The sequence below is a fragment of the Rhizobium sp. NRK18 genome (assembly GCF_024385575.1).
In the GTDB taxonomy this organism is placed as follows: Bacteria; Pseudomonadota; Alphaproteobacteria; order Rhizobiales; family Rhizobiaceae; genus JANFMV01.
This window is the reverse complement of the sequence record NZ_JANFMV010000001.1, coordinates 3,171,975-3,191,539: the sequence shown is the minus strand read 5'-3', so window position 1 is coordinate 3,191,539 and position 19,565 is coordinate 3,171,975. Positions and strand designations below refer to the sequence as shown.

Sequence of the window (19,565 nt, the reverse complement as noted above, 5' to 3'; positions counted from 1 at the left end):
GCCGGATGAGGGGTTCCCATGCCGCGTCTGTGAGAACCCCTCATCGCCTCACTGCGTTCGGCACTTCTCCCCAAGGGGAGAAGAGGATTGCACAGGCGCCTCACACAGCAATCACCCGATGCACGAACGCATGCTCGCGGCTTTCCTCGCCGATCGGCGAGACCGGCCACAGCCAGCTTTCCGTGGGTGGCGGCAGCGCCACGCCGTGCAGCAGGTCGACTTCGGAGAGCGTCTTTCCCGTCCTGTCGGTGACCGCATAGGAGACATCGGTGACGAGGCAGATTGAGGCGGGCAGGGCGGTCAACCCCTGCCAGTGGGCGGCGAGGATGCGCGCGACCGTATCCTCGGGCATAGGATCACGCTCTTTCTTCAACCGGTGTTCGGCGCCGGTGCCGAGCTGCGAGAGAAGGTTCGGCGAGACGACGAAATCGAGATCGGGAATGTCTTCGAGAAAAGCGAGCGGCCTCAATTCGCGTCCATGCTTCAGCGCGTCGTAGCCGGAAACATCCCGCTCGACGCAGCTGACATTGCGGTATTTGCCGAGCTTCAGCATCAGCCGGACGCTGGCCAGATGGGCGATGTCGTAGAGGATCACCCTGTCGAAGGCATCCGCCAGCTGCCGGATCGGCACGTCGCGCAACAGGCCGGAACCGAGCACCACCGCCGTCCGCCGCTTCTCGAGCGTCGCCATCTTCTTCAGGATGAAATCCTTGGTCCGCGTCTCATGCTCAAGCCATGCCGCGCGGCAGCGATGCGCCCTCGACCAGAGCTTGACCGAATAATGGACCGCTCCGGCATTCCTCGTCGTACTGACGGCCAGCGTGGCGGCAAAGAGAGCGGCTTCGGCAAGCATTATCGGTATATGTCGCTTCGGTGTCCGATTTCGATCATGAGACTGTCCGTCATGCCGGCCCTGAGCCGGCATCCAGTGCGGTCAAGTCCTTGACCGCGAAAAGACTCCTTTCGCCGCGTGGACACGCGGCGGCTGGACCCCGGATCAAGTCCGGGGTGACGGCGGAGAGGGCGTTACTCAAATCGCAAGCCTGCAATCTTCCAGGCCACGCCAGAATTCCTCTTCGCTGACGACGTTGGTCTCTCCACTTTCGATCTGTCGCTGGGCTTCGCGGGCCCGCGCCAGCAAATACTGGTCCTCAAGCCGTTCCTCGAGGATATGCAGCATGTAGGCATCGGGTTTCGTGCCCGCTTCGGCCGCATATTTTTCAATGAGGCGAAGCATTTCTTCCGGCATATCGAGCGTGACGCGCTTGTTCATCGGCAAATTCCCTGACAATGCGGCGGAATATAGCAGTCGTGCCCGTCTCTCGCCAGCCTTGCGGGCTTGATGGCGAAAGCCCAATCCGTTACAGCATCGCCACAATCAACCCGTTGTTGAACTACGACCTTTCAGTTGGATTTCCGACCATGAGCGACAAGACCAAGAAGCCCCAGAAGCTCAAAGCCCGCCTGCCGCGCGGCTTCGTCGACCGTGGCGCCGCCGACATCCGCGCCGTCAACGAGATGACCGCGAAGATCCGCGAAGTCTACGAACGCTACGGCTTCGATCCGGTGGAAACGCCGCTGTTCGAATATACCGATGCGCTCGGCAAGTTCCTGCCCGATGCGGACCGCCCGAACGAAGGCGTCTTCTCGCTGCAGGACGATGACGACCAGTGGATGAGCCTGCGCTATGACCTGACCGCGCCGCTCGCCCGTCATGTCGCGGAAAACTTCAACGAGATCCAGCTTCCCTATCGCACCTACCGCGCCGGTTACGTCTTCCGTAACGAAAAGCCAGGCCCGGGCCGCTTCCGCCAGTTCATGCAGTTCGACGCCGACACCGTCGGCGCGCCGGGCGTCCAGGCGGATGCCGAAATGTGCATGATGATGGCCGACACGCTGGAAGCCCTCGGCATCAAGCGCGGCGACTATGTGATCCGGGTCAACAACCGCAAGGTTCTTGATGGTGTGCTCGAGGCGATTGGCTTGGGCGGCGAGGAGAATGCTGGGCGGCGGCTCACGGTGCTGCGGGCAATCGACAAGTTCGACAAGTTCGGACAAGAGGGTGTGCGACTCCTGCTGGGCCAAGGTCGTTGGGACGGCGGTCAGGAGGGGCAAGGTGATTTTACCAAGGGTGCTGGCTTGGAAGAGGCTCAGATAGCACTCCTTGTCGACGTGTTCTTGAACAAGCCTGCAGATGATAGAACCTTCTCGACTAATGAGACCGGCGGGGCTGCTGTGAAATGGCAGGTGGGGGATGGTCGCTCAGATATTGAACACTCGAATTCCAGCATTGTCAGCTACGTGAGGGCACGGATTGCTGCGCGTAGCCCGGCCGAGGCTATGAACCAAACGTTGACTGCTGGACTTGAAGAACTGAGTTTTATGGCTGAGTTGTTCGATGCTTCTGGATATGCACCAAACAGGGTTTTGATAGATCCGACCGTCGTACGCGGCCTCGAGTATTACACCGGCCCTGTCTATGAAGCTGAACTCACCGCAAAGATTCCCAACGAGAAGGGAGAGATTGTGCAGTTCGGTTCGGTCGGCGGCGGCGGTCGCTATGACGGGCTCGTCTCGCGCTTCATGGGCCAGCCGGTTCCGGCGACGGGCTTCTCCATCGGCGTGTCGCGCCTGATGACGGCGCTCAAAAACCTCGGCAAGCTCGGCGCGTCCGAGGTCATCGAGCCGGTACTGATCACCGTCATGGATGGTGACGCCGAAAGCATGGGCCGCTACCAGCGCTTCACCCAGGCACTGCGTAACGAAGGCATCCGCGCCGAAATGTACCAGGGCAACTGGAAGAAGTTCGGCAACCAGCTGAAATATGCCGACCGCCGCGGCTGCCCGCTCGCCATCATCCAGGGCGGCGACGAGCGCGCCGAAGGCGTCGTGCAGATCAAGGACCTTATCGAGGGCAAGCGCCTCTCCGGCGAGATCACCGATAACGCCGAATGGCGCGAGGCCCGCGTCGCCCAGGTCACCGTGCCGGAGGCCGAACTGGTCGAGAAGGTCAAGGCCATGCTCGCCGACCAGGCCGAAGACCGGGCGAGGGCGACCGCAAACGGATCGGGGAATTGAGCGATGATGTTTGAGAGGGTTTTTCCCCTCCCCAACCCCTCCCCACGAGGGGGAGGGGCTTCTACCTCCTGCTTCGCACTTTTCGGTTTGCTCAGCTGTGAGGCTGGCGTCTCGCGCCAACCCGCTCCCTCCCCCCTGTGGGGAGGGTTGGGGAGGGGCTTTGTCACGGGAAACCGCCAATGGCCCTGATCAACCTTCCCGCCTTCTCCAATGATCTTCTCTCCCTCTTCGAAAAGCTGAAGACCGAGCGGGTCGACACGCCGGTGATCCAGCCGGCCGAGCCGTTTCTGGATATCGCCGGCGAAGACCTGCGCCGCCGCATCTTCATGACGGAGAGCGAGACCGGCGCCAGCCTGTGTCTGCGGCCGGAGTTCACCATTCCCGTCTGCCTGCGCCATCTGGAAACCGCGACCGGCACGCCGAAGCGCTATGCCTATCTCGGCGAAGTCTTCCGCCAGCGCCGCGAAGGCTCCAACGAATTCTACCAGGCCGGCATCGAGGATCTGGGTGAGGGGGACATTGCGAGCGCCGACGCCCGGGCCATCGCCGATGCCGATCGCATCCTGAAGGCGCTGCTGCCGGGTTCGTCGCTTGCCGTCGTCATCGGCGATCAGGCCGTCTTCGAGGCCGTGGTGCAGGCCTTGGGCTTGCCCGGCGGCTGGCAGAAGCGCCTCGTCCAGGCCTTCGGCGACATGCAGCAGCTCGACGGGTTGTTGAAGAAGCTGGCGCAGCCGGAAACGGTCGGTGGACTTGGCGCCGATGTCGCTGCCATGCTCGCCGCCGGCAATGACGAGGAACTCGTCGCCCATATCGACCGGACGATGCAGGAAACCGGCTATTCGACCAATGCGTCGCGCGCGCCGGCGGATATAGCAAGGCGCCTGAAGGAAAAGCTGTCGCTCGCCGAAACGCACCTTTCCGACCAGCAGATCGGTATCCTCAAGACCTTCCTGCGCCTCGACGTCTCGCTCGCCGAAGCCTCCACGGCGTTGTCCCAGTTCGCCGCGGCGACGGGCTTGAAGATCGATGCCGCGCTCAATCATTTCGACCGGCGCATCGCCGCACTTGCCAATGCCGGCATGGACCTTGGCGCCATCCGCTACAAGGCGGCCTTCGGCCGTCCGCTGGATTACTATACCGGGCTGGTCTTCGAGATCAGCGTTGCCGGCAGCGATGCGGTGCTGGCCGGTGGCGGCCGTTTCGACCGGCTGTTGACGCTGCTCGGTGCGAAGGACCGCATCCCGGCCGTCGGCTTCTCGCTGTGGCTGGACCGCATCGAAGCCGCAAAACCTTCGGGAGCGGGCCAATGACCATCACCATCGCTCTCCCGTCCAAGGGACGCATGAAGGACGACGCCTCGGCGATCTTCGAGCGCGCCGGAATGAAGATCGTCGCCGTCGGCAACGACCGCTCCTATCGCGGCCGCGTCGATGGCTGGGACGATATCGAGATCGCCTTCCTCTCGGCCTCCGAAATCTCGCGTGAAGTCGGCAACGGCACCGTCGATTTCGGCGTCACCGGCGAGGATCTGATGCGCGAAGGCATTCCGGCCGTCGACGACAAGGTCGAGTTCTGCGCCCGTCTGGGCTTCGGTCATGCCGATGTCGTCGTCGCGGTGCCGGAAATCTGGCTCGATGTCGACACCATGGCCGACCTCGGCGATGTCGCCGCCGATTTCCGCGCCCGCCATCGCCGCCGCCTGACGGTGGCAACGAAATACTGGCGCCTGACGCAGCAGTTCTTCTCGCGCCAGCACGGCATCCAGCTCTACCGGATCGTCGAAAGCCTTGGTGCCACCGAAGGCGCGCCCGCCGCCGGCCAGGCCGATATCATCGTCGATATCACCTCGACCGGCTCGACGCTCAAGGCCAACCACCTGAAGGTTCTCTCCGACGGGGTGATCCTGAAATCGGAAGCCTGCCTGGTGCGCGCCCGCAAGGCCGAGCACGACGCCGACCCGACGGTCGCCAAGATCATCGAATCCGTCCGTTCGGTGCTGTAATGGACGAGGCCGATCGCATCATCGGCCTTTACGAGCGCCATGCCCTTGCCTTTGACCGTCAGCGCGGCCGCCGCTTCTTTGAAAAGCCCTGGCTCGATCGGTTCACCGGGCCCCTGTCGCCGGGTGCATCCATTCTCGACATTGGCTGCGGTTCGGGAGAGCCGATGGCTGCCGCGCTCGTGGCCTCCGGCTTTGCTGTCACCGGCGTCGACAGTTCAAAGACGCTGATTGGTCTTTGCAAGGTGCGCATGCCGTCTGCGGAATGGATCGAAGCCGATATGCGTCGGCTCGCGCTCGGCCGCCGCTTCCAAGGCCTCATGGCGTGGCACAGTTTCTTTCATCTGGCAGCCGACGACCAGCGCGCGATGTTCCCGGTCTTTGCCGCGCATGCGGCGCCGGGCGCGCGGCTGGTGTTCACCTCGGGCCCCAAGGCCGGGATCGCCATGGGCGAGTTCGAAGGCGAACCGCTCTATCACGACAGCCTGGCGCCGGAGGAGTACCGCCGCCTTCTGGCCGAAAGCGGCTTTGCGGTCGTCAGCTTCGCGCCCGAAGATCCGGCCTGCGGCGGTGCCACCATATGGCTGGCGCAGGCCGCATAAGAGCGGCACCGTCTTCCCATCCCCAGAACACGAAAAAGCCCGCCGGCAGGGAACGGCGGGCTTTTCAGTCTTGGACCTTAAGAAGAGATCCGTAAGGCGATCAGGCGGTCGCGAACGAGGCGCCGCGACGGGCGTCGAGGGAGTAGGCGCCCGGGCCGAAGGTGGCGAGGAAGATGTAGGCGCCGGCAAGCGTCAGGTTCTTCATCAGCATGATCTGGTTCAGCGTGTTGATCCAGCCGAGAGCACCTTCCGGCCAGCCGTCAATGGCAACCGTACCGGAATGGAAGACGAGACCGGTGAACACGCAGAAGAGAGCCAGCGCCCAGCCGACGATACGGGTCTGGAAGCCGACAAGGACGGCAAGACCGGTGACCAGCTCGAAGAGGCCGGCGAGATAGGCAAGCAGGGTCGCGGCCGGAAGGCCGGCGCCCGAGATCATGCCGGCGGTCGCGGCCGGGTCGGTCAGCTTGCCGAAGCCCGACAGAATGAACATGAAGGACAGAAGAATGCGGGCAATCAGCAGGATTGCATTGTTGGTAGAGGACATCGTGAATTCTCCAGAAAGCGGCGTCTGATTGAAGGGCGACGCCTTGAAAACGTCGCTGCATAGATGGCCGCTTTTGATCGTTATGAATAGCTGCACGATGTTTTACATATTGTTCGAAAAATGGAGACGGACTTCAAGCCAATGTGACCGCCACCCCTCTTTTCCGTTATCGCGACGACCTATATTGCACTCCGATCATTATCGGAGCCCCCATGGACAGAGTTTCACCGTTTCCCATTTCCACCCGCTGGCCGGCGCAAAATCCCCGGATCATTCAGCTTTATTCCGTGCCGACGCCCAATGGCGTGAAGGTTTCCATCGCTCTCGAAGAGCTCGGTCTGCCCTATGAGCCGCATTTCGTATCGTTCTCGGAAAACGAGCAGAAGTCGGCGGAATTCCTGTCGCTCAATCCGAACGGCAAGATCCCGGCAATGATCGACCCGGATGGACCGGACGGCGACCCGGTGGGCCTGTTCGAATCCGGCGCCATTCTGATCTACCTTGCGGAGAAGACCGGACGGCTGATGCCGAACGAACCGATCGGCCGCTACGAGACGATCCAGTGGGTGTTTTTCCAGGTTGGCGGCGTCGGCCCGATGTTCGGGCAGTTCGGACACTTCTTCAAGTTTGCCGCCGACAAGATTGCCGGAAACCCCTATCCGGTGGAGCGCTACCGCGATGAAACCCGCAGGCTCCTCGGCGTGCTGGAAGAGCGCCTGCAGGGGCGGTCGTGGCTGATGGGAGACGAATACACCATTGCCGACATCGCCACCTTCCCCTGGGTGCGCGGTCTCGATGTCTTCTACAAGGCTGGTGATATCCTGGGCCTCGAGGAATTCACCGCTGTCCGCGATTGGGTGGCGCGGGCATCGAGCCGGCCGGCAAGCATCGCCGGTCTGGATGTTCCGAAGCGGAAATGACGGAGGTGTCCGTGGCCGGCTGATGCCGTTTCAGTTGGCCACGGCGTCGTCGGTCACGCGAAACAGCGGAAAGAAGAACATGCCCGCCATGGCGCCGGACTGCTTGTCGTTAAAGCCGTTGGATTCGCCGATGCAGAAGACGGGCTGCGAGACACCGCGTGAAGCCGGAATGGTCGTAGCATAGCAGAACGAAGAGGTGCCGGTTGCGGCCCTCTCGAACAGTTCGAGAATGCGCGCCCGGTCGTAGGGCGCATAGCAGCGCATCAAGGTGAGCAGTCCGCATTCGCCCTGCGATATGCCGTGGTGCGACGCTGCATGCGTGCCAAGATAGATCGCACCGTGATTGAGGTCGGCGGTCCATGCCTCTGAAATGCAGAACTGTCCGAGCAGGCGCATGTCTTCGCCAAGCGATGAAAGTTCCGGATGCGCGAATGACGCCGACAGATTGTTATGAGCAATCTTAAACAAGCCGTCCCTCTGTGTCGTGCCGGTCCATCGCCTTTGTTATGCCAGAAGTGTAGCGGGACCTGATCGGGTTAAAGGTCAATCCGTGATAAGGAGTATCGCTTTAAGCTATCGTGATGTCATGCATGTAGATGGTGTGTTGGAATTGTATATGTATTTACCAATGCCGATGCAATACGGCATCGACTCAAGTCTATAATTTCAGTCCTTTATATTATCTTTGGAGGCATGTAGATAAATTATATATTTTCATAATATAATATAAATATATGTATTTTTTCAGTTTAATTTTTTTATTTTATTGTAGAGCGTGAAAATAAAAAAATCATACGGATGTCATTCTTCCGTCTTTTGCATATGAATATTGAGTGATTGGTTTATGTGTTTGTTTTGCAAGAGATTTTATTGAAATAAAGAAATGCCGGGAAGGTGAATGCGTAATATATGTGAGATAATTTGGTGGAAAATTCAGTTATTTATGAAATTTAATTAATTAATTCATATATTTAGTGAAATGCACAATTGCGCGAATGCTGTTCAATTAAAAGGAATTGTGCTTTCTGCTTCGTTCGTACGGAAATGACTAAAGCCGTATGAAATTTTTTTGCGGCGTGTCTTGCAGATTTTCGCGTGATTGAGCGGCCATTTACCAGAAATGGCTGGAATGCAGGAGGCCCGGTGGGCGCGTATGGAGCGAACAGGCTATGTCGCCAACGCCCAAAAAGCGAAAGGCGACCCTTGGGGCCGCCTTCCTTCAGCGATTTTTGCCTTTGAGTGTCCGGCGTGGCAACCCACCTCGAAATGGTTGGTCGCCGCGCCTGTCTTCAGCAAGGCTCAAGCCGCATGGATGGTAACAGGGTTTCCCCTATTACATCATGCCGCCCATACCGCCCATGCCGCCCATGTCAGGCATGCCGCCGGCAGCTTCCTTCTTCGGAAGCTCGGCAATCATGGCTTCCGTGGTGATCAGCAGCGAAGCAACCGAAGCTGCGTTCTGCAGAGCCGTACGGACAACCTTGACCGGGTCGACGATACCCATGGCGATCATGTCGCCATATTCGGACGTCTGGGCGTTGTAGCCGAAGTTCTCTTCGTTCTTGTCGAGGATCTTGCCGACAACGATCGAAGCTTCGTCACCAGCGTTGGTGGCGATCTGGCGAACCAGCGACTGCAGGGCGCGGCGAACGATGTTGATGCCGGCTTCCTGGTCGTCGTTTACACCCTTGACCGTGATCTTCGTCGAGGAACGCAGCAGAGCGGTACCGCCACCGGGGACGATGCCTTCCTGAACGGCTGCGCGCGTTGCGTTCAGCGCGTCGTCGATGCGGTCCTTGCGCTCCTTGACTTCGATTTCCGTGGAGCCGCCGACGCGGATCACGGCAACGCCGCCAGCGAGCTTGGCAAGACGTTCCTGCAGCTTTTCGCGGTCGTAGTCAGAAGTGGTTTCTTCGATCTGGGCCTTGATCTGGGCAACCCGGCCTTCGATGTCCGACTTCTGGCCGGCACCGTCGACGATCGTGGTGTTTTCCTTGGTGATCGAGACCTTCTTGGCGCGGCCGAGCATGTCGAGGGTGACAGACTCCAGCTTGATGCCGAGATCTTCGGAGATGACAGTGCCGCCGGTCAGGATGGCGATGTCTTCGAGCATGGCCTTGCGGCGATCGCCGAAGCCCGGAGCCTTGACGGCAGCGATCTTCAGGCCGCCACGCAGCTTGTTGACGACGAGCGTTGCGAGAGCTTCGCCTTCGACGTCTTCAGCGATGATGACGAGCGGCTTGCCGGTCTGTACGACGGCTTCGAGCACCGGCAGCATGGCCTGGAGGTTCGAAAGCTTCTTCTCGTGCAGGAGGACGTAGGCGTCTTCCAGGTCAGCGACCATCTTTTCCGGGTTGGTCACGAAGTAGGGCGACAGGTAGCCGCGGTCGAACTGCATGCCTTCGACGACTTCGAGTTCGGTTTCGGCGGTCTTGGCTTCTTCGACGGTGATGACGCCTTCGTTGCCGACCTTCTGCATGGCTTCGGCAATGTCCTTGCCGACCTGCGTGTCGCCGTTGGCGGAGATCGTGCCGACCTGGGCAACTTCCTCGGAAGTCGAGATCTTCTTGGCCTTGGCGGCGAGGTCCTTGACGACTTCTGCAACGGCGAGGTCGATGCCGCGCTTCAGGTCCATCGGGTTCATGCCGGCGGCAACGGCCTTGTTGCCTTCGCGAACGATGGCCTGGGCCAGAACGGTCGCGGTCGTGGTGCCGTCACCGGCGATGTCGTTGGTCTTCGAAGCGACTTCGCGGACCATCTGGGCGCCCATGTTCTCGAACTTGTCTTCCAGTTCGATTTCCTTGGCGACCGATACGCCGTCCTTGGTGATGCGCGGAGCGCCGAAGGACTTGTCGATGATGACGTTACGACCCTTCGGGCCGAGGGTTACCTTCACTGCATCTGCGAGGACGTCGACGCCGTGCAGCATCTTTTCGCGCGCGGTGCGGCCAAACTTGATTTCTTTAGCAGCCATGTTCAAAACTCCCGGGCTTTATGCCCTTTGGTGAATTTCAGTTGAGATGGAATGGGTTGGCTTCGATTAGCCGATAACGCCCATGATGTCGGCTTCCTTCATGATCAGAAGGTCGACGCCATCGAGCTTGACTTCGGTGCCCGACCACTTGCCGAACAGAACGCGGTCGCCGACCTTGACGTCGAGTGCAACCTGCTTGCCGTTTTCGTCACGGGCGCCCGGACCAACGGCGATGACTTCGCCTTCAGCCGGCTTTTCCTTGGCGGTGTCCGGAATGATGATGCCGCCCTTGGTCTTTTCTTCAGACTCGACGCGCTTGACTACAACGCGGTCGTGCAGCGGACGGAAATTGGTGCTTGCCATTGTCTAATCCCTCGATCAAATGACATTCACGAGCCGGGAGGCCCGTATGGATTGCTGTTAGCACTCATCAATGGAGAGTGCTAGCGGCGGAGAGATAGGAGTTGGTCGACTTGGAGTCAAGAACGGCCGCTTTCAAATTTTCAAAAAATCGATCGCGGTTAACGCCAGCCTTCCGGGCAGGTCCGATTGGTGTTGGACCCCAAATCCCGGACCACAGGTGGGCACTCCACCCGGCCTCTTTCATGTGGCATTCCGTCACCCCGTGATGCCTGGTCGGTCAGCGCATTTTTTCTGCCCCGGCATCAAAGTCCCTTGCCAATCGGCGCATGCTTTGCAATGTCAGCCGTGGCTCAGACTGACAAAGGACCTTGCATGGCAGACCGCATTTCGACCCTGACGGACGTTTCCGTGGGCTATGACGTGATCCTCTGCGATGTATGGGGCGTTCTTCATGACGGCATCAGTGCGTTTCCGCTGGCCGCCGAAGCGCTGGCAAAGGCGCGGACCAAGGGCGCGACCGTCGTCCTCATCACCAATTCGCCGCGGCCTTATCCCGGCGTCGTCAGCCAGTTGCGGATGATCGGCGTCCCGGACGATGCCTATGACCGGATCGTCACCTCGGGCGATGTCACCCGTCACCTCATTGCCGAGGGTCCGAAGAAGGTCTTCCTGCTCGGCCCGGAGCGCGACCTGCCGCTTCTGGATGGTCTGGGCGTCGAGGTGGTCGGCGAGGCCGACGCCACATGCGTGGTCTGCACCGGCTTCTACGACGATGAAACCGAGACGCCGGAAGACTATCGCGACATGCTGATGCGCCTGCGTGATCGGAATGTCCCGATGATCTGCGCAAACCCCGACCTGGTCGTCGAGCGCGGCCACAAGATCATTCCCTGTGCCGGCGCCATGGCGGCGCTCTATGTCGAGCTCGGCGGCGAGAGTCGCATCGCCGGCAAGCCGCATCGGCCGATCTACGAGGCGGCGATTGCGGAGGCCCGCGAGGCGCGCGGTGATTTCGACCTGTCGCGCGTCATGGCCATCGGCGACGGCATGCCGACGGACGTGCGCGGTGCGATCAACTACGGCCTCGACCTCCTTTATATCAGCGGCGGCATCCACGTCCGCGAATATTCCGTCGACGGCCGGATCGATGATGCGGCGCTGGACGCCTATCTCAGGCGGGAAGGCGCTGCCCCCAAATGGTGGATGCCGAGGCTGGCGTAAACGCGATGACCGTCTTTCACCGCAACGAGAAGAAGGAACCGCTGCCCGACAGCCTGAAGGGCGGCGTCGTGGCGATCGGCAATTTCGACGGTGTTCATCGCGGCCATCAATCCGTCCTGAACCGTGCCCTGGAAATCGCCGAAAGCCGCGGTCTGCCGGCGCTGGTCTTGAGCTTCGAGCCGCATCCGCGCACGGTCTTCCGGCCCGATCAGCCGGTCTTTCGCCTGTCGCCGGCGCCGATGAAGGCGCGCCTTCTCGAAGCGCTCGGCTTCAAGGCGGTCATCGAATACCCCTTCGATCTCGATTTTTCCGGCCGCTCGGCCGACGAATTCATCCAGTCGGTCCTGAAGGACTGGCTGCACGTCTCGCACGTCGTCACCGGCTTCGATTTTCATTTCGGCAAGGGCCGCGAGGGCGGACCGGCCTTCCTGATGGCAGCCGGTGAGGCCAATGGTTTCGGCGTGTCTTTGGTCGATGCGTTCCGCGACGAAAACGCGGCGGTCATTTCATCGAGCCGCATTCGCCAGCTTCTGGCCGATGGCGACGTTGCGGAAGTCGCAGGCCTGCTCGGCTATCGCTATACGGTCGAAGGCGAGGTCATAAAGGGTGCGCAACTGGGCCGCACGCTCGGCTACCCGACCGCGAACATGGCGCTGCCGCCGGAATCGGCCCTGAAGCCCGGCATCTATGCGGTCAGGCTGCGCCGCCCGGACGGCATGCTGCATGACGGCGTGGCAAGCTTCGGTTTCCGCCCGACGGTCACCGAAAACGGCGAAGCGCTGCTGGAAACCTTCGTCTTCGACTTCACCGGCGATCTCTATGGCGAGGTCTGTTCGGTCTCCTTCTTCGGCTTCCTCAGAGAGGAGATGAAGTTCTCCGGCCTCGAGCCGCTGGTCGAACAGATGAAAACGGACGAGGCGGAGGCGAGGGCGCTTCTGGCCGGCGTCAAGCCACTCGGTGAACTGGACGCTAAGATCGCCTTTTGAGGGCGTTTATCAGTCGCGTCGGAAGCCGCAAGGTGATATTTCGCCGGCAGGCATGGAAATATTGCGCTGATACTATATGTTTCCGTTCGCCACGCTCGCCATGAGCCCCATTGCCCCGAACGGATTGAAACTTGACCGACTTTACCCCGCTTGCCTCCTTTGCCGGTGGCCTTCTGATCGGCCTTGCCGCCGTCCTGCTCATGCTGTCCTGGGGCCGCATCGCCGGCATGACGGCGATCGTCGGCGGGCTGCTGCCGCCGTTTGACAAGGACTGGGCGTGGAAAGCCGCATTTCTTGCCGGCGCCATCGGCCTTCCGCTGGTCATAAGGCTCGCCGGCGGCATCATCGAATACACCGTGCCGGTTTCGACCGGTACACTGGTGATCGGCGGCCTCATCACCGGCATCGGCGTCACCTTCGGCTCCGGCTGCACGTCCGGCCATGGCATTTGCGGCATAGCCCGCTTCTCGCGCCGCTCGATTGCGGCGACGGCCACCTTCATGGCGTTTGCGTTCCTGACAGTCTTCATCCTGCGCCACGTGATTGGGGGAGGCTTCTGATGCGCTATCCCGTCGCTTTCCTCGCTGGCGCGCTCTTCGGCCTCGGCATCATCTTCTCCGGCATGGCCAACCCGTCGAAGGTCCTCAACTTCTTCGATCTTGCCGGGACCTTCGATCCCAGCCTCCTCTTCGTCATGGCGGGCGCCCTGTCGGTCGCCATTCCGGGCTATGCGCTGATTTTCCGAAAGGTGAGCAAGCCGCTTTTCGACCAGACATTCCAGCTTCCCAGGGCAAAGACGATCGACGCCCGGCTGATTGGCGGCTCGGCCGTCTTCGGCATCGGCTGGGGCATTGCCGGCTTCTGCCCCGGCGCCTCCATTCCGGCGATCGGCCTCGGTCACCCCTCGGCCCTTCTCTTCGTCGCAGCCCTTCTTGCCGGCATGTGGATCGCCCGCATGATCGGCAAGGCCGACTTCTTCTCCAGCCGCTCGGGAGGCGAGGCGGGAGGCAAGGCATAATTCGGCCGTTGCCTCTTTCCATTTGCGGGAAAAACGCCTAAACAACCGCCGCTATGACTGTAATCCGGTTGATGATCATTTCCCGAATTATTGGCCCGGCCTTCTGAGGCGCTCGCCGGAGCGGCCCGAAGGTCCGGGATTTCGGCGCTGGAAGAGACCGCGCCACCGTGCATTTCCTTGAGAATTACCCATGATCCGGGCAGCTGGCATGCAGCGCCCCCAGCCAATGGCGAAACCATGAGCGATACCGCAGAAAAAGTCGATTATTCCTCCACCCTCTATCTGCCCAAGACCGATTTCCCGATGCGCGGCGGCCTGCCGCAGAAGGAACCGGAAATCGTCGAGCGCTGGCAGAAGATGGGCCTCTACAAGAAGCTTCGCGCCTCGGCCGCCGGCCGCGAGAAATTCGTCCTGCACGACGGCCCGCCCTATGCCAACGGCAACATCCATATCGGCCACGCGCTGAACAAGATCTTGAAGGACGTCATCACCCGCTCGTTCCAGATGCGCGGCTACGACTCCAACTACGTCCCCGGCTGGGACTGCCATGGCCTGCCGATCGAATGGAAGATCGAGGAAGCCTACCGCGCCAAGGGCAAGAACAAGGACGAAGTCGAGATCAACGAGTTCCGCAAGGAATGCCGCGAATTCGCGCAGAACTGGATCGACGTCCAGACCGCCGAGTTCAAGCGCCTCGGCATCGAGGGCGACTTCGAGACCCCGTACACCACGATGGCCTATCATTCCGAAGCCCGCATCGCCGGCGAGCTGCTGAAGATCGCCAAGTCGGGTCAGCTCTATCGCGGCTCCAAGCCGATCATGTGGTCGGTCGTCGAGCGCACGGCGCTTGCCGAAGCCGAAGTGGAATACCACGAAGTCGAGAGCGACACGATCTGGGTTAAGTTTCCTGTTGCGGCCATCGCTGCTCCGGCTGATGCTGACGCTCAGGCAGGCGAACGCGGCCTCGGAGACTTTTATCCGGACCTGAAGGACGCCTTCGTCGTCATCTGGACGACGACTCCCTGGACCATCCCCGGCAACCGCGCGATCTCGTTTTCGTCGCGCTTCGCCTATGGTCTCTATGAAGTCACGGAAGCGACAAACGACTTCGGTCCGCAACCGGGCGAAAAGCTGATCTTCGCCAAGCGGCTTGCCGACGACTGCGCCGCCAAGGCCAAGGTCACGTTGAAGCTCGTCCGGGATGTCGAGGGTTCGGAACTCTCCGCCATCACCTGCGCCCATCCGCTCGCCGATCTCGGCTACACCTTCCCGGTGCCGTTGCTCGACGGCGATCATGTCACCGACGATGCCGGTACGGGTTTTGTGCACACTGCGCCCGGCCACGGCCGCGAGGACTTTGACGCCTGGATGAATGCTGCCCGCGAAATGGAAGCCCGCGGCATTTCCTCGAAGATCCCGTTCACGGTCGCCGATGACGGCTTCTACACCGACGACGCTCCCGGCTTTGGCCCCTCGGCCGAAGGCGGTGCGGCGCGCGTCATGGACGACAACGGCAAGAAAGGCGACGCCAACAAGCGCGTCATCGAGGCGCTGATCGCCGCCAACAATCTCTTCGCCCGCGGCCGGATCAAGCACGACTATCCGCATTCCTGGCGCTCCAAGAAGCCGGTCATCTTCCGCAACACGCCGCAGTGGTTCGTCTACATGGACAAGGAGCTCGGCGACGGTACGACGCTGCGTTCGCGGGCGCTGTCGGCGATCGATGCCACCCGCTTCGTGCCGGCGTCCGGTCAGAACCGCCTGCGCGGCATGATCGAACAGCGCCCGGACTGGGTTCTCTCGCGCCAGCGCGCCTGGGGCGTGCCGATTGCCGTCTTCGCCGACGAGCAGGGCAACGTCCTCGTCGACGACGAAGTCAACGCCCGCATCCTCGACGCCTTCGAGAAGGAAGGCGCCGACGCCTGGTTTGCACCGGGCGCCAAGGAACGTTTCCTCGGCAATGGCCATGACGCGGACAAGTGGACGCAGGTCATGGACATCCTCGACGTCTGGTTCGATTCAGGCTCGACCCACAGCTTCGTCCTCGAAGACCGTCCGGACCTGAAATGGCCGGCCGACGTCTACCTCGAAGGCTCCGACCAGCATCGCGGCTGGTTCCATTCGTCGCTGCTCGAAGGCTGCGCGACGCGTGGCCGCGCGCCCTACAACGCCGTCGTCACCCATGGCTTCACCATGGCGGAAGACGGCCGCAAGATGTCGAAGTCGCTCGGCAACCAGGTCTTCCCGCAGGACGTGATGGCCCAGTCCGGCGCCGATATCCTGCGCCTGTGGGTTATGAACACCGATTACTGGGAAGACCAGCGCCTCGGCAAGACGATCATCCAGACCAACATCGACAGCTACCGCAAGATCCGCAACACGATCCGCTGGATGCTCGGCACGCTGGCGCATGACACCGGCGAGGAGATTGCGCTTGCCGATATGCCCGAGCTCGAGCGCCTGATGCTGCATCGCCTGGCCGAGCTCGACAAGGTCGTGCGCATCGGCTACGACGAGTTCGATTTCAAGCGGGTCGTGCGCTCGCTGACCGACTTCGCCAACATCGAATTGTCGGCCTTCTACTTCGACGTCCGCAAGGATGCGCTCTACTGCGACGCGCCCTCGTCGATGAAGCGTCGCTCTGCACTGTTCGTCATCCGCAAGCTGTTCGACTGCCTCGTCACATGGCTTGCGCCGATGCTCGCCTTCACCATGGAAGAGGCGTGGCTGGCGCGCGATCCGAATGCCGAATCGGTTCATCTCGAACAGTTCCCGGATGTCCCGGCCGACTGGAAGAATGACGCGCTGGCGGCCAAGTGGAAGAAGATCCGCGATGTCCGCTACGTCGTCACCGGCGCGCTCGAAGTCGAACGCCGCGAGAAGCGGATCGGTTCTTCGCTGGAAGCCGCACCGGTCGTCCATATTGCCGATCCGGAGCTTCTGAAGGCGCTGGAAGGTCAGGATTTCGCCGAAATCTGCATCACTTCCGACATCAAGGTTGTGGACGGCGAAGGCCCGGCCGATGCATTCCGGCTGCCGGAAGTCGCCAAGGTCTCGGTGGTGCCGGCGCTTGCGGAAGGCCGCAAATGCGCGCGTTCGTGGAAGATCACCAAGGATGTCGGCTCCGATCCGGCCTATCCCGACGTCTCCGCGCGCGACGCCGCGGCCCTTCGCGAACTGGCGGAAGGCTGAGTAACAACAACCGGATGAATTGCACTAATGCTTTTCATCCGGTAAAACCCTGCCTGAAATTGGTCGGATTTAGCACCTAAGAGGCGCAGACTGGCTGTTTGAGAGGGTCCGAACAGCGGGCTGGAAGGATTTGCATGGTAATGTCGCATCGGTTTCGCGTAGGCGCTGGTATTGCAGCGGCGCTGGTTGCCAGTGTCATGGCCACGGGGTGTGTCAGCAGCCCGACTTATGGAACCGGCAAGACCTCCGCCGAGCAGCTGGTTGACGACCTCGGCAGCGCCGTTTCGCTGAGCAACAAGGAAGCGAAGGAAAAGCAGAAGACCGCGTTGGCCAATGCCCAGCCGCGTCCGACGCTCGTCGTTCCCTCCAATCCGGAACAGGCAACGCTTGTACCGCCGGAACAGAGCCTCGCATCGAAGAGCAATCCGGCCTGGGTCGAAGCGCCTGAAGAAACGCGCGCTCGACTGCTCGCGGAAGCGTCGGCCAACGAGGACAACGCGACCTATCGCTCGCCGCTCGCAGCCTCTGCCGGAACAGCCAAGCAGCTGTCCGAAAAGGAACAGCAGGCGGCTTATCGCGAGGCGCGCAAGCTGCAGAAGGGTGCCTATATCGACCAGCGCCGCTACCTCAGCGATCCGCCGGACAAGTATCGCACCGTTCAGGATCCGGCCTTGCTGGACGATGTCGGCGAGCCCGAGAAGGTCAAGGAAAAGCGCCGCAAGAAGGAAGCCCTCGCAGAGCGCCAGCGTCCCTGGTACTGCTCGATGCCGTGGAGCTCCGGCAAGGAAGCCTGCCAGTAATGCTTGCATCATTCGGCCGGAGGCGCTTGCCATGGCTTTGACCATTCGCCGTGCCGTCCCTGCGGATGTGCCTCTCATCCTGCGTTTCATCGTCGAACTCGCCACCTACGAGATGGCCGAGCACGAGGTCGAGGCGACCGAGGAGAGCCTGATGCGCTCGATCTTCGGCGAGGGCTCCGTCACGAAGGCGGCGATCTGCGAGGATGACGGCGAGCCCGTCGGTTTCTGCATCTGGTTCTACAACTATTCCACCTGGCAGGCGAAGAAGGGGCTCTATCTCGAAGACCTCTACGTGTCGCCATCGCATCGCGGCCGCGGCGCCGGCAAGCGGCTTTTGAAGTATCTCGCCCGTACGGCGGTGGAAGAAGACTGCGGCCGTTTCGAGTGGAGCGTGCTTACCTGGAACGAGCCGGCCATTCGCGTCTACGAATCCATGGGCGCCGAACCCCAGAGCGAATGGATGCGCTACAGGCTCGCCGGCGACGCGCTGAAGACCTTCGCCGACGGCTGACGGTCGACGTCGTCAACGCCCCCATGTGAAGCCTGGCTTTCTGGCTTTTGCATTTCGTAAACCCATTGCCGATATGCCCGGTTTCATCGATTTGATAAACCAGCGATGAGGAGGGCGCCCGGGATGACGGCCATCTTTGCCAAGGCATCGATTGCCGCCGTCCTTTCGGTTCTCGCCTCGCTGTCCATCTGCTTCATCGCCGTGCCGTTGATGGGCGGCCACGTCGACGGCAACGGCCTGATCATGGCGATCGTCTGCCCGCTGCTGATCTCCTGGCCGGTCAGCGCCTTCCAGTTCGCGCAGCAGGCGCGGCTCAGACGCATTCGCGACGAGTTGCGGATCGCGCACGCCGATCTCAAGCGGGCCCACCGCGAACTCTACGAGAAATCCCGGATCGACGCGATGACCGGTGCCATGAACCGGGAAACCTTCTTTGCCACCGTCGAAGCCACATGCCGCGCAGGCGGACCGGAAAGCCTCGTCTATATCGACGTCGATCATTTCAAGAGCATCAACGACACTTACGGTCATCACGCCGGCGACGCGGCCCTGCGGCGGATCGCCGCCGCGATCCGCGATGTTCTGGGCGACGATGCGCTCTGGGGCCGGATCGGCGGCGAGGAGTTCGCCGTTTTCCTGCCGGGGATCGGCCACGCCGATGCCTGCCGCACCGCCGAGGATATCCGCGCGGCCGTGGAGACGATATCGCTTGCTCTTGACGAAGCGACCGTTTCTCTGACGGTCAGCATCGGCCTCGTCACCATGGAGGCGCATTTTGATCTGGACGTCGCCGCCCGCGAGGCCGACAAGCGGCTCTACCGCGCAAAGCGCGCCGGCCGCAATTGCGTGGTCGCTGAAGCGCCCGTCGAGCAGTCCGTCATCATGGACGTTCCGGTTTAGCGACGCTCAGCGCTTGCCGGCGAAGAAATCGCGCAGGATGTCGCTGGCCCGGCGCTCGTCGATCCCCGAATAGACCTCCGGCGCATGGTGGCAGGTCGGCTGGCTGTAGAAGCGTCCGCCATGGTGCACGCCGCCCCCCTTCGGATCCTCGGCGCCATAGTAGAGCCGGCGGATGCGGGCAAACGAAATGGCCGCGGCGCACATGGCGCAGGGCTCGAGCGTGACATAGAGGTCGGCGTCTGTCAGCCGCTCCTGTCCGAGCTTCGCGGAGGCTTCGCGGATGGCCAGGATTTCGGCATGTGCGGTCACATCGTTGAGTTCGCGGGTGCGGTTGCCGGCGCGCGCGATGATCTCGCCGTCGACGACGACGACTGCGCCGATCGGCACCTCGCCGCGCTCGCCTGCCGCCCGCGCCTCCTCAAGCGCCTCTTCCATATGGCGAATTGTACCGATC

At 61.5% G+C, this 19,565-nt stretch carries 20 protein-coding genes; 13 read left to right on the top strand and 7 right to left on the bottom strand.

Annotation, left to right across the window (positions count from 1 at the left end):
• Window positions 1-100 precede the first annotated feature (100 nt).
• Both NN662_RS15100 and NN662_RS15095 read right to left on the bottom strand, forming a co-directional pair.
• Window positions 101-853, bottom strand: a complete 753-nt coding sequence (locus tag NN662_RS15100) for a hypothetical protein (RefSeq protein WP_261931055.1) — start codon at window positions 851-853, stop codon at window positions 101-103.
• Between the two features lie 177 nt (window positions 854-1,030).
• Window positions 1,031-1,273, bottom strand: coding sequence for a DUF6290 family protein (locus tag NN662_RS15095; protein ID WP_261931054.1), 243 nt, complete (start codon window positions 1,271-1,273; stop codon window positions 1,031-1,033).
• Window positions 1,274-1,422: 149 nt separating this feature from the next.
• Here NN662_RS15095 and hisS point away from each other — a divergent pair, with 149 nt between their 5' ends.
• From hisS to NN662_RS15075, 4 genes are all read left to right on the top strand, one after another.
• Window positions 1,423-3,078 (top strand): histidine--tRNA ligase, encoded by a 1,656-nt coding sequence (hisS, locus tag NN662_RS15090; protein ID WP_261931053.1) that lies wholly within the window; start codon window positions 1,423-1,425, stop codon window positions 3,076-3,078.
• A gap of 179 nt (window positions 3,079-3,257) precedes the next feature.
• Window positions 3,258-4,388 (top strand): ATP phosphoribosyltransferase regulatory subunit, encoded by a 1,131-nt coding sequence (locus tag NN662_RS15085; RefSeq protein WP_261931052.1) that lies wholly within the window; start codon window positions 3,258-3,260, stop codon window positions 4,386-4,388.
• The gene (gene hisG, locus NN662_RS15080) at window positions 4,385-5,080 is read left to right on the top strand and encodes an ATP phosphoribosyltransferase (protein WP_261931051.1); all 696 of its coding nucleotides are present in this window, start codon (window positions 4,385-4,387) and stop codon (window positions 5,078-5,080) included. The genes NN662_RS15085 and hisG overlap by 4 nt, the downstream gene beginning before the upstream one ends.
• Window positions 5,080-5,679 (top strand): class I SAM-dependent methyltransferase, encoded by a 600-nt coding sequence (locus tag NN662_RS15075; RefSeq protein ID WP_261931050.1) that lies wholly within the window; start codon window positions 5,080-5,082, stop codon window positions 5,677-5,679. Before hisG ends, NN662_RS15075 begins: the two co-directional genes overlap by 1 nt.
• A 100-nt stretch (window positions 5,680-5,779) precedes the next feature.
• Here NN662_RS15075 and NN662_RS15070 read toward each other — a convergent pair whose 3' ends face one another.
• The gene (locus tag NN662_RS15070) at window positions 5,780-6,226 is read right to left on the bottom strand and encodes a DoxX family protein (protein ID WP_261931049.1); all 447 of its coding nucleotides are present in this window, start codon (window positions 6,224-6,226) and stop codon (window positions 5,780-5,782) included.
• 212 nt (window positions 6,227-6,438) lie between these two features.
• Here NN662_RS15070 and NN662_RS15065 point away from each other — a divergent pair, with 212 nt between their 5' ends.
• The gene (locus NN662_RS15065) at window positions 6,439-7,146 is read left to right on the top strand and encodes a glutathione S-transferase C-terminal domain-containing protein (protein ID WP_261931048.1); all 708 of its coding nucleotides are present in this window, start codon (window positions 6,439-6,441) and stop codon (window positions 7,144-7,146) included.
• Between the two features lie 30 nt (window positions 7,147-7,176).
• Here NN662_RS15065 and NN662_RS15060 read toward each other — a convergent pair whose 3' ends face one another.
• From NN662_RS15060 to groES, 3 genes are all read right to left on the bottom strand, one after another.
• Window positions 7,177-7,614 (bottom strand): hypothetical protein, encoded by a 438-nt coding sequence (locus tag NN662_RS15060; RefSeq protein WP_261931047.1) that lies wholly within the window; start codon window positions 7,612-7,614, stop codon window positions 7,177-7,179.
• Window positions 7,615-8,479: 865 nt separating this feature from the next.
• Window positions 8,480-10,120, bottom strand: coding sequence for a chaperonin GroEL (groL, locus tag NN662_RS15055; protein WP_261931046.1), 1,641 nt, complete (start codon window positions 10,118-10,120; stop codon window positions 8,480-8,482).
• Window positions 10,121-10,186: 66 nt separating this feature from the next.
• The gene (groES, locus tag NN662_RS15050; RefSeq protein WP_261931045.1) at window positions 10,187-10,483 is read right to left on the bottom strand and encodes a co-chaperone GroES; all 297 of its coding nucleotides are present in this window, start codon (window positions 10,481-10,483) and stop codon (window positions 10,187-10,189) included.
• A 372-nt stretch (window positions 10,484-10,855) separates the two neighbouring features.
• On the opposite strand from groES, the gene NN662_RS15045 reads away from it, so the two are divergent.
• The 8 genes from NN662_RS15045 to NN662_RS15010 all read left to right on the top strand — a co-directional run bounded on the left by NN662_RS15045 (window position 10,856) and on the right by NN662_RS15010 (window position 19,111).
• Window positions 10,856-11,704: a TIGR01459 family HAD-type hydrolase gene (locus NN662_RS15045; protein WP_261931044.1), complete on the top strand. Its 849-nt coding sequence runs from the start codon at window positions 10,856-10,858 to the stop codon at window positions 11,702-11,704.
• Window positions 11,705-11,709: 5 nt separating this feature from the next.
• Window positions 11,710-12,690 carry a bifunctional riboflavin kinase/FAD synthetase gene (locus NN662_RS15040; protein WP_261931043.1) on the top strand — a complete coding sequence of 327 codons (981 nt, stop codon included), beginning with the start codon at window positions 11,710-11,712 and terminating at the stop codon, window positions 12,688-12,690.
• A gap of 131 nt (window positions 12,691-12,821) precedes the next feature.
• Window positions 12,822-13,250 carry a YeeE/YedE family protein gene (locus tag NN662_RS15035; RefSeq protein ID WP_261931042.1) on the top strand — a complete coding sequence of 143 codons (429 nt, stop codon included), beginning with the start codon at window positions 12,822-12,824 and terminating at the stop codon, window positions 13,248-13,250.
• Window positions 13,250-13,708, top strand: coding sequence for a DUF6691 family protein (locus NN662_RS15030; protein WP_261931041.1), 459 nt, complete (start codon window positions 13,250-13,252; stop codon window positions 13,706-13,708). The genes NN662_RS15035 and NN662_RS15030 overlap by 1 nt, the downstream gene beginning before the upstream one ends.
• A 237-nt stretch (window positions 13,709-13,945) precedes the next feature.
• Window positions 13,946-16,900: an isoleucine--tRNA ligase gene (gene ileS / locus NN662_RS15025; RefSeq protein WP_261931040.1), complete on the top strand. Its 2,955-nt coding sequence runs from the start codon at window positions 13,946-13,948 to the stop codon at window positions 16,898-16,900.
• Window positions 16,901-17,034: 134 nt separating this feature from the next.
• Window positions 17,035-17,700 carry a hypothetical protein gene (locus NN662_RS15020; protein WP_261931039.1) on the top strand — a complete coding sequence of 222 codons (666 nt, stop codon included), beginning with the start codon at window positions 17,035-17,037 and terminating at the stop codon, window positions 17,698-17,700.
• Window positions 17,701-17,731: 31 nt separating this feature from the next.
• Window positions 17,732-18,211 (top strand): GNAT family N-acetyltransferase, encoded by a 480-nt coding sequence (locus NN662_RS15015; protein ID WP_261931038.1) that lies wholly within the window; start codon window positions 17,732-17,734, stop codon window positions 18,209-18,211.
• 123 nt (window positions 18,212-18,334) lie between these two features.
• Window positions 18,335-19,111 carry a GGDEF domain-containing protein gene (locus tag NN662_RS15010; protein WP_261931037.1) on the top strand — a complete coding sequence of 259 codons (777 nt, stop codon included), beginning with the start codon at window positions 18,335-18,337 and terminating at the stop codon, window positions 19,109-19,111.
• Window positions 19,112-19,117: 6 nt separating this feature from the next.
• Here NN662_RS15010 and NN662_RS15005 read toward each other — a convergent pair whose 3' ends face one another.
• Window positions 19,118-19,546: a nucleoside deaminase gene (locus NN662_RS15005; protein ID WP_261931988.1), complete on the bottom strand. Its 429-nt coding sequence runs from the start codon at window positions 19,544-19,546 to the stop codon at window positions 19,118-19,120.
• Window positions 19,547-19,565 lie beyond the last annotated feature (19 nt).

What these genes read in the sequence shown, in the direction of transcription:
- NN662_RS15100 (WP_261931055.1), bottom strand. Translation starts at nt 853, where the DNA reads ATGCTTGCCGAAGCCGCTCTCTTTGCCGCCACGCTGGCCGTCAGTACG.
- NN662_RS15095 (WP_261931054.1), bottom strand. Translation starts at nt 1,273, where the DNA reads ATGAACAAGCGCGTCACGCTCGATATGCCGGAAGAAATGCTTCGCCTC.
- hisS (WP_261931053.1), top strand. Translation starts at nt 1,423, where the DNA reads ATGAGCGACAAGACCAAGAAGCCCCAGAAGCTCAAAGCCCGCCTGCCG.
- NN662_RS15085 (WP_261931052.1), top strand. Translation starts at nt 3,258, where the DNA reads ATGGCCCTGATCAACCTTCCCGCCTTCTCCAATGATCTTCTCTCCCTC.
- hisG (WP_261931051.1), top strand. Translation starts at nt 4,385, where the DNA reads ATGACCATCACCATCGCTCTCCCGTCCAAGGGACGCATGAAGGACGAC.
- NN662_RS15075 (WP_261931050.1), top strand. Translation starts at nt 5,080, where the DNA reads ATGGACGAGGCCGATCGCATCATCGGCCTTTACGAGCGCCATGCCCTT.
- NN662_RS15070 (WP_261931049.1), bottom strand. Translation starts at nt 6,226, where the DNA reads ATGTCCTCTACCAACAATGCAATCCTGCTGATTGCCCGCATTCTTCTG.
- NN662_RS15065 (WP_261931048.1), top strand. Translation starts at nt 6,439, where the DNA reads ATGGACAGAGTTTCACCGTTTCCCATTTCCACCCGCTGGCCGGCGCAA.
- groL (WP_261931046.1), bottom strand. Translation starts at nt 10,120, where the DNA reads ATGGCTGCTAAAGAAATCAAGTTTGGCCGCACCGCGCGCGAAAAGATG.
- groES (WP_261931045.1), bottom strand. Translation starts at nt 10,483, where the DNA reads ATGGCAAGCACCAATTTCCGTCCGCTGCACGACCGCGTTGTAGTCAAG.
- NN662_RS15045 (WP_261931044.1), top strand. Translation starts at nt 10,856, where the DNA reads ATGGCAGACCGCATTTCGACCCTGACGGACGTTTCCGTGGGCTATGAC.
- NN662_RS15040 (WP_261931043.1), top strand. Translation starts at nt 11,710, where the DNA reads ATGACCGTCTTTCACCGCAACGAGAAGAAGGAACCGCTGCCCGACAGC.
- NN662_RS15030 (WP_261931041.1), top strand. Translation starts at nt 13,250, where the DNA reads ATGCGCTATCCCGTCGCTTTCCTCGCTGGCGCGCTCTTCGGCCTCGGC.
- ileS (WP_261931040.1), top strand. Translation starts at nt 13,946, where the DNA reads ATGAGCGATACCGCAGAAAAAGTCGATTATTCCTCCACCCTCTATCTG.
- NN662_RS15020 (WP_261931039.1), top strand. Translation starts at nt 17,035, where the DNA reads ATGGTAATGTCGCATCGGTTTCGCGTAGGCGCTGGTATTGCAGCGGCG.
- NN662_RS15015 (WP_261931038.1), top strand. Translation starts at nt 17,732, where the DNA reads ATGGCTTTGACCATTCGCCGTGCCGTCCCTGCGGATGTGCCTCTCATC.
- NN662_RS15010 (WP_261931037.1), top strand. Translation starts at nt 18,335, where the DNA reads ATGACGGCCATCTTTGCCAAGGCATCGATTGCCGCCGTCCTTTCGGTT.
- NN662_RS15005 (WP_261931988.1), bottom strand. Translation starts at nt 19,546, where the DNA reads ATGGAAGAGGCGCTTGAGGAGGCGCGGGCGGCAGGCGAGCGCGGCGAG.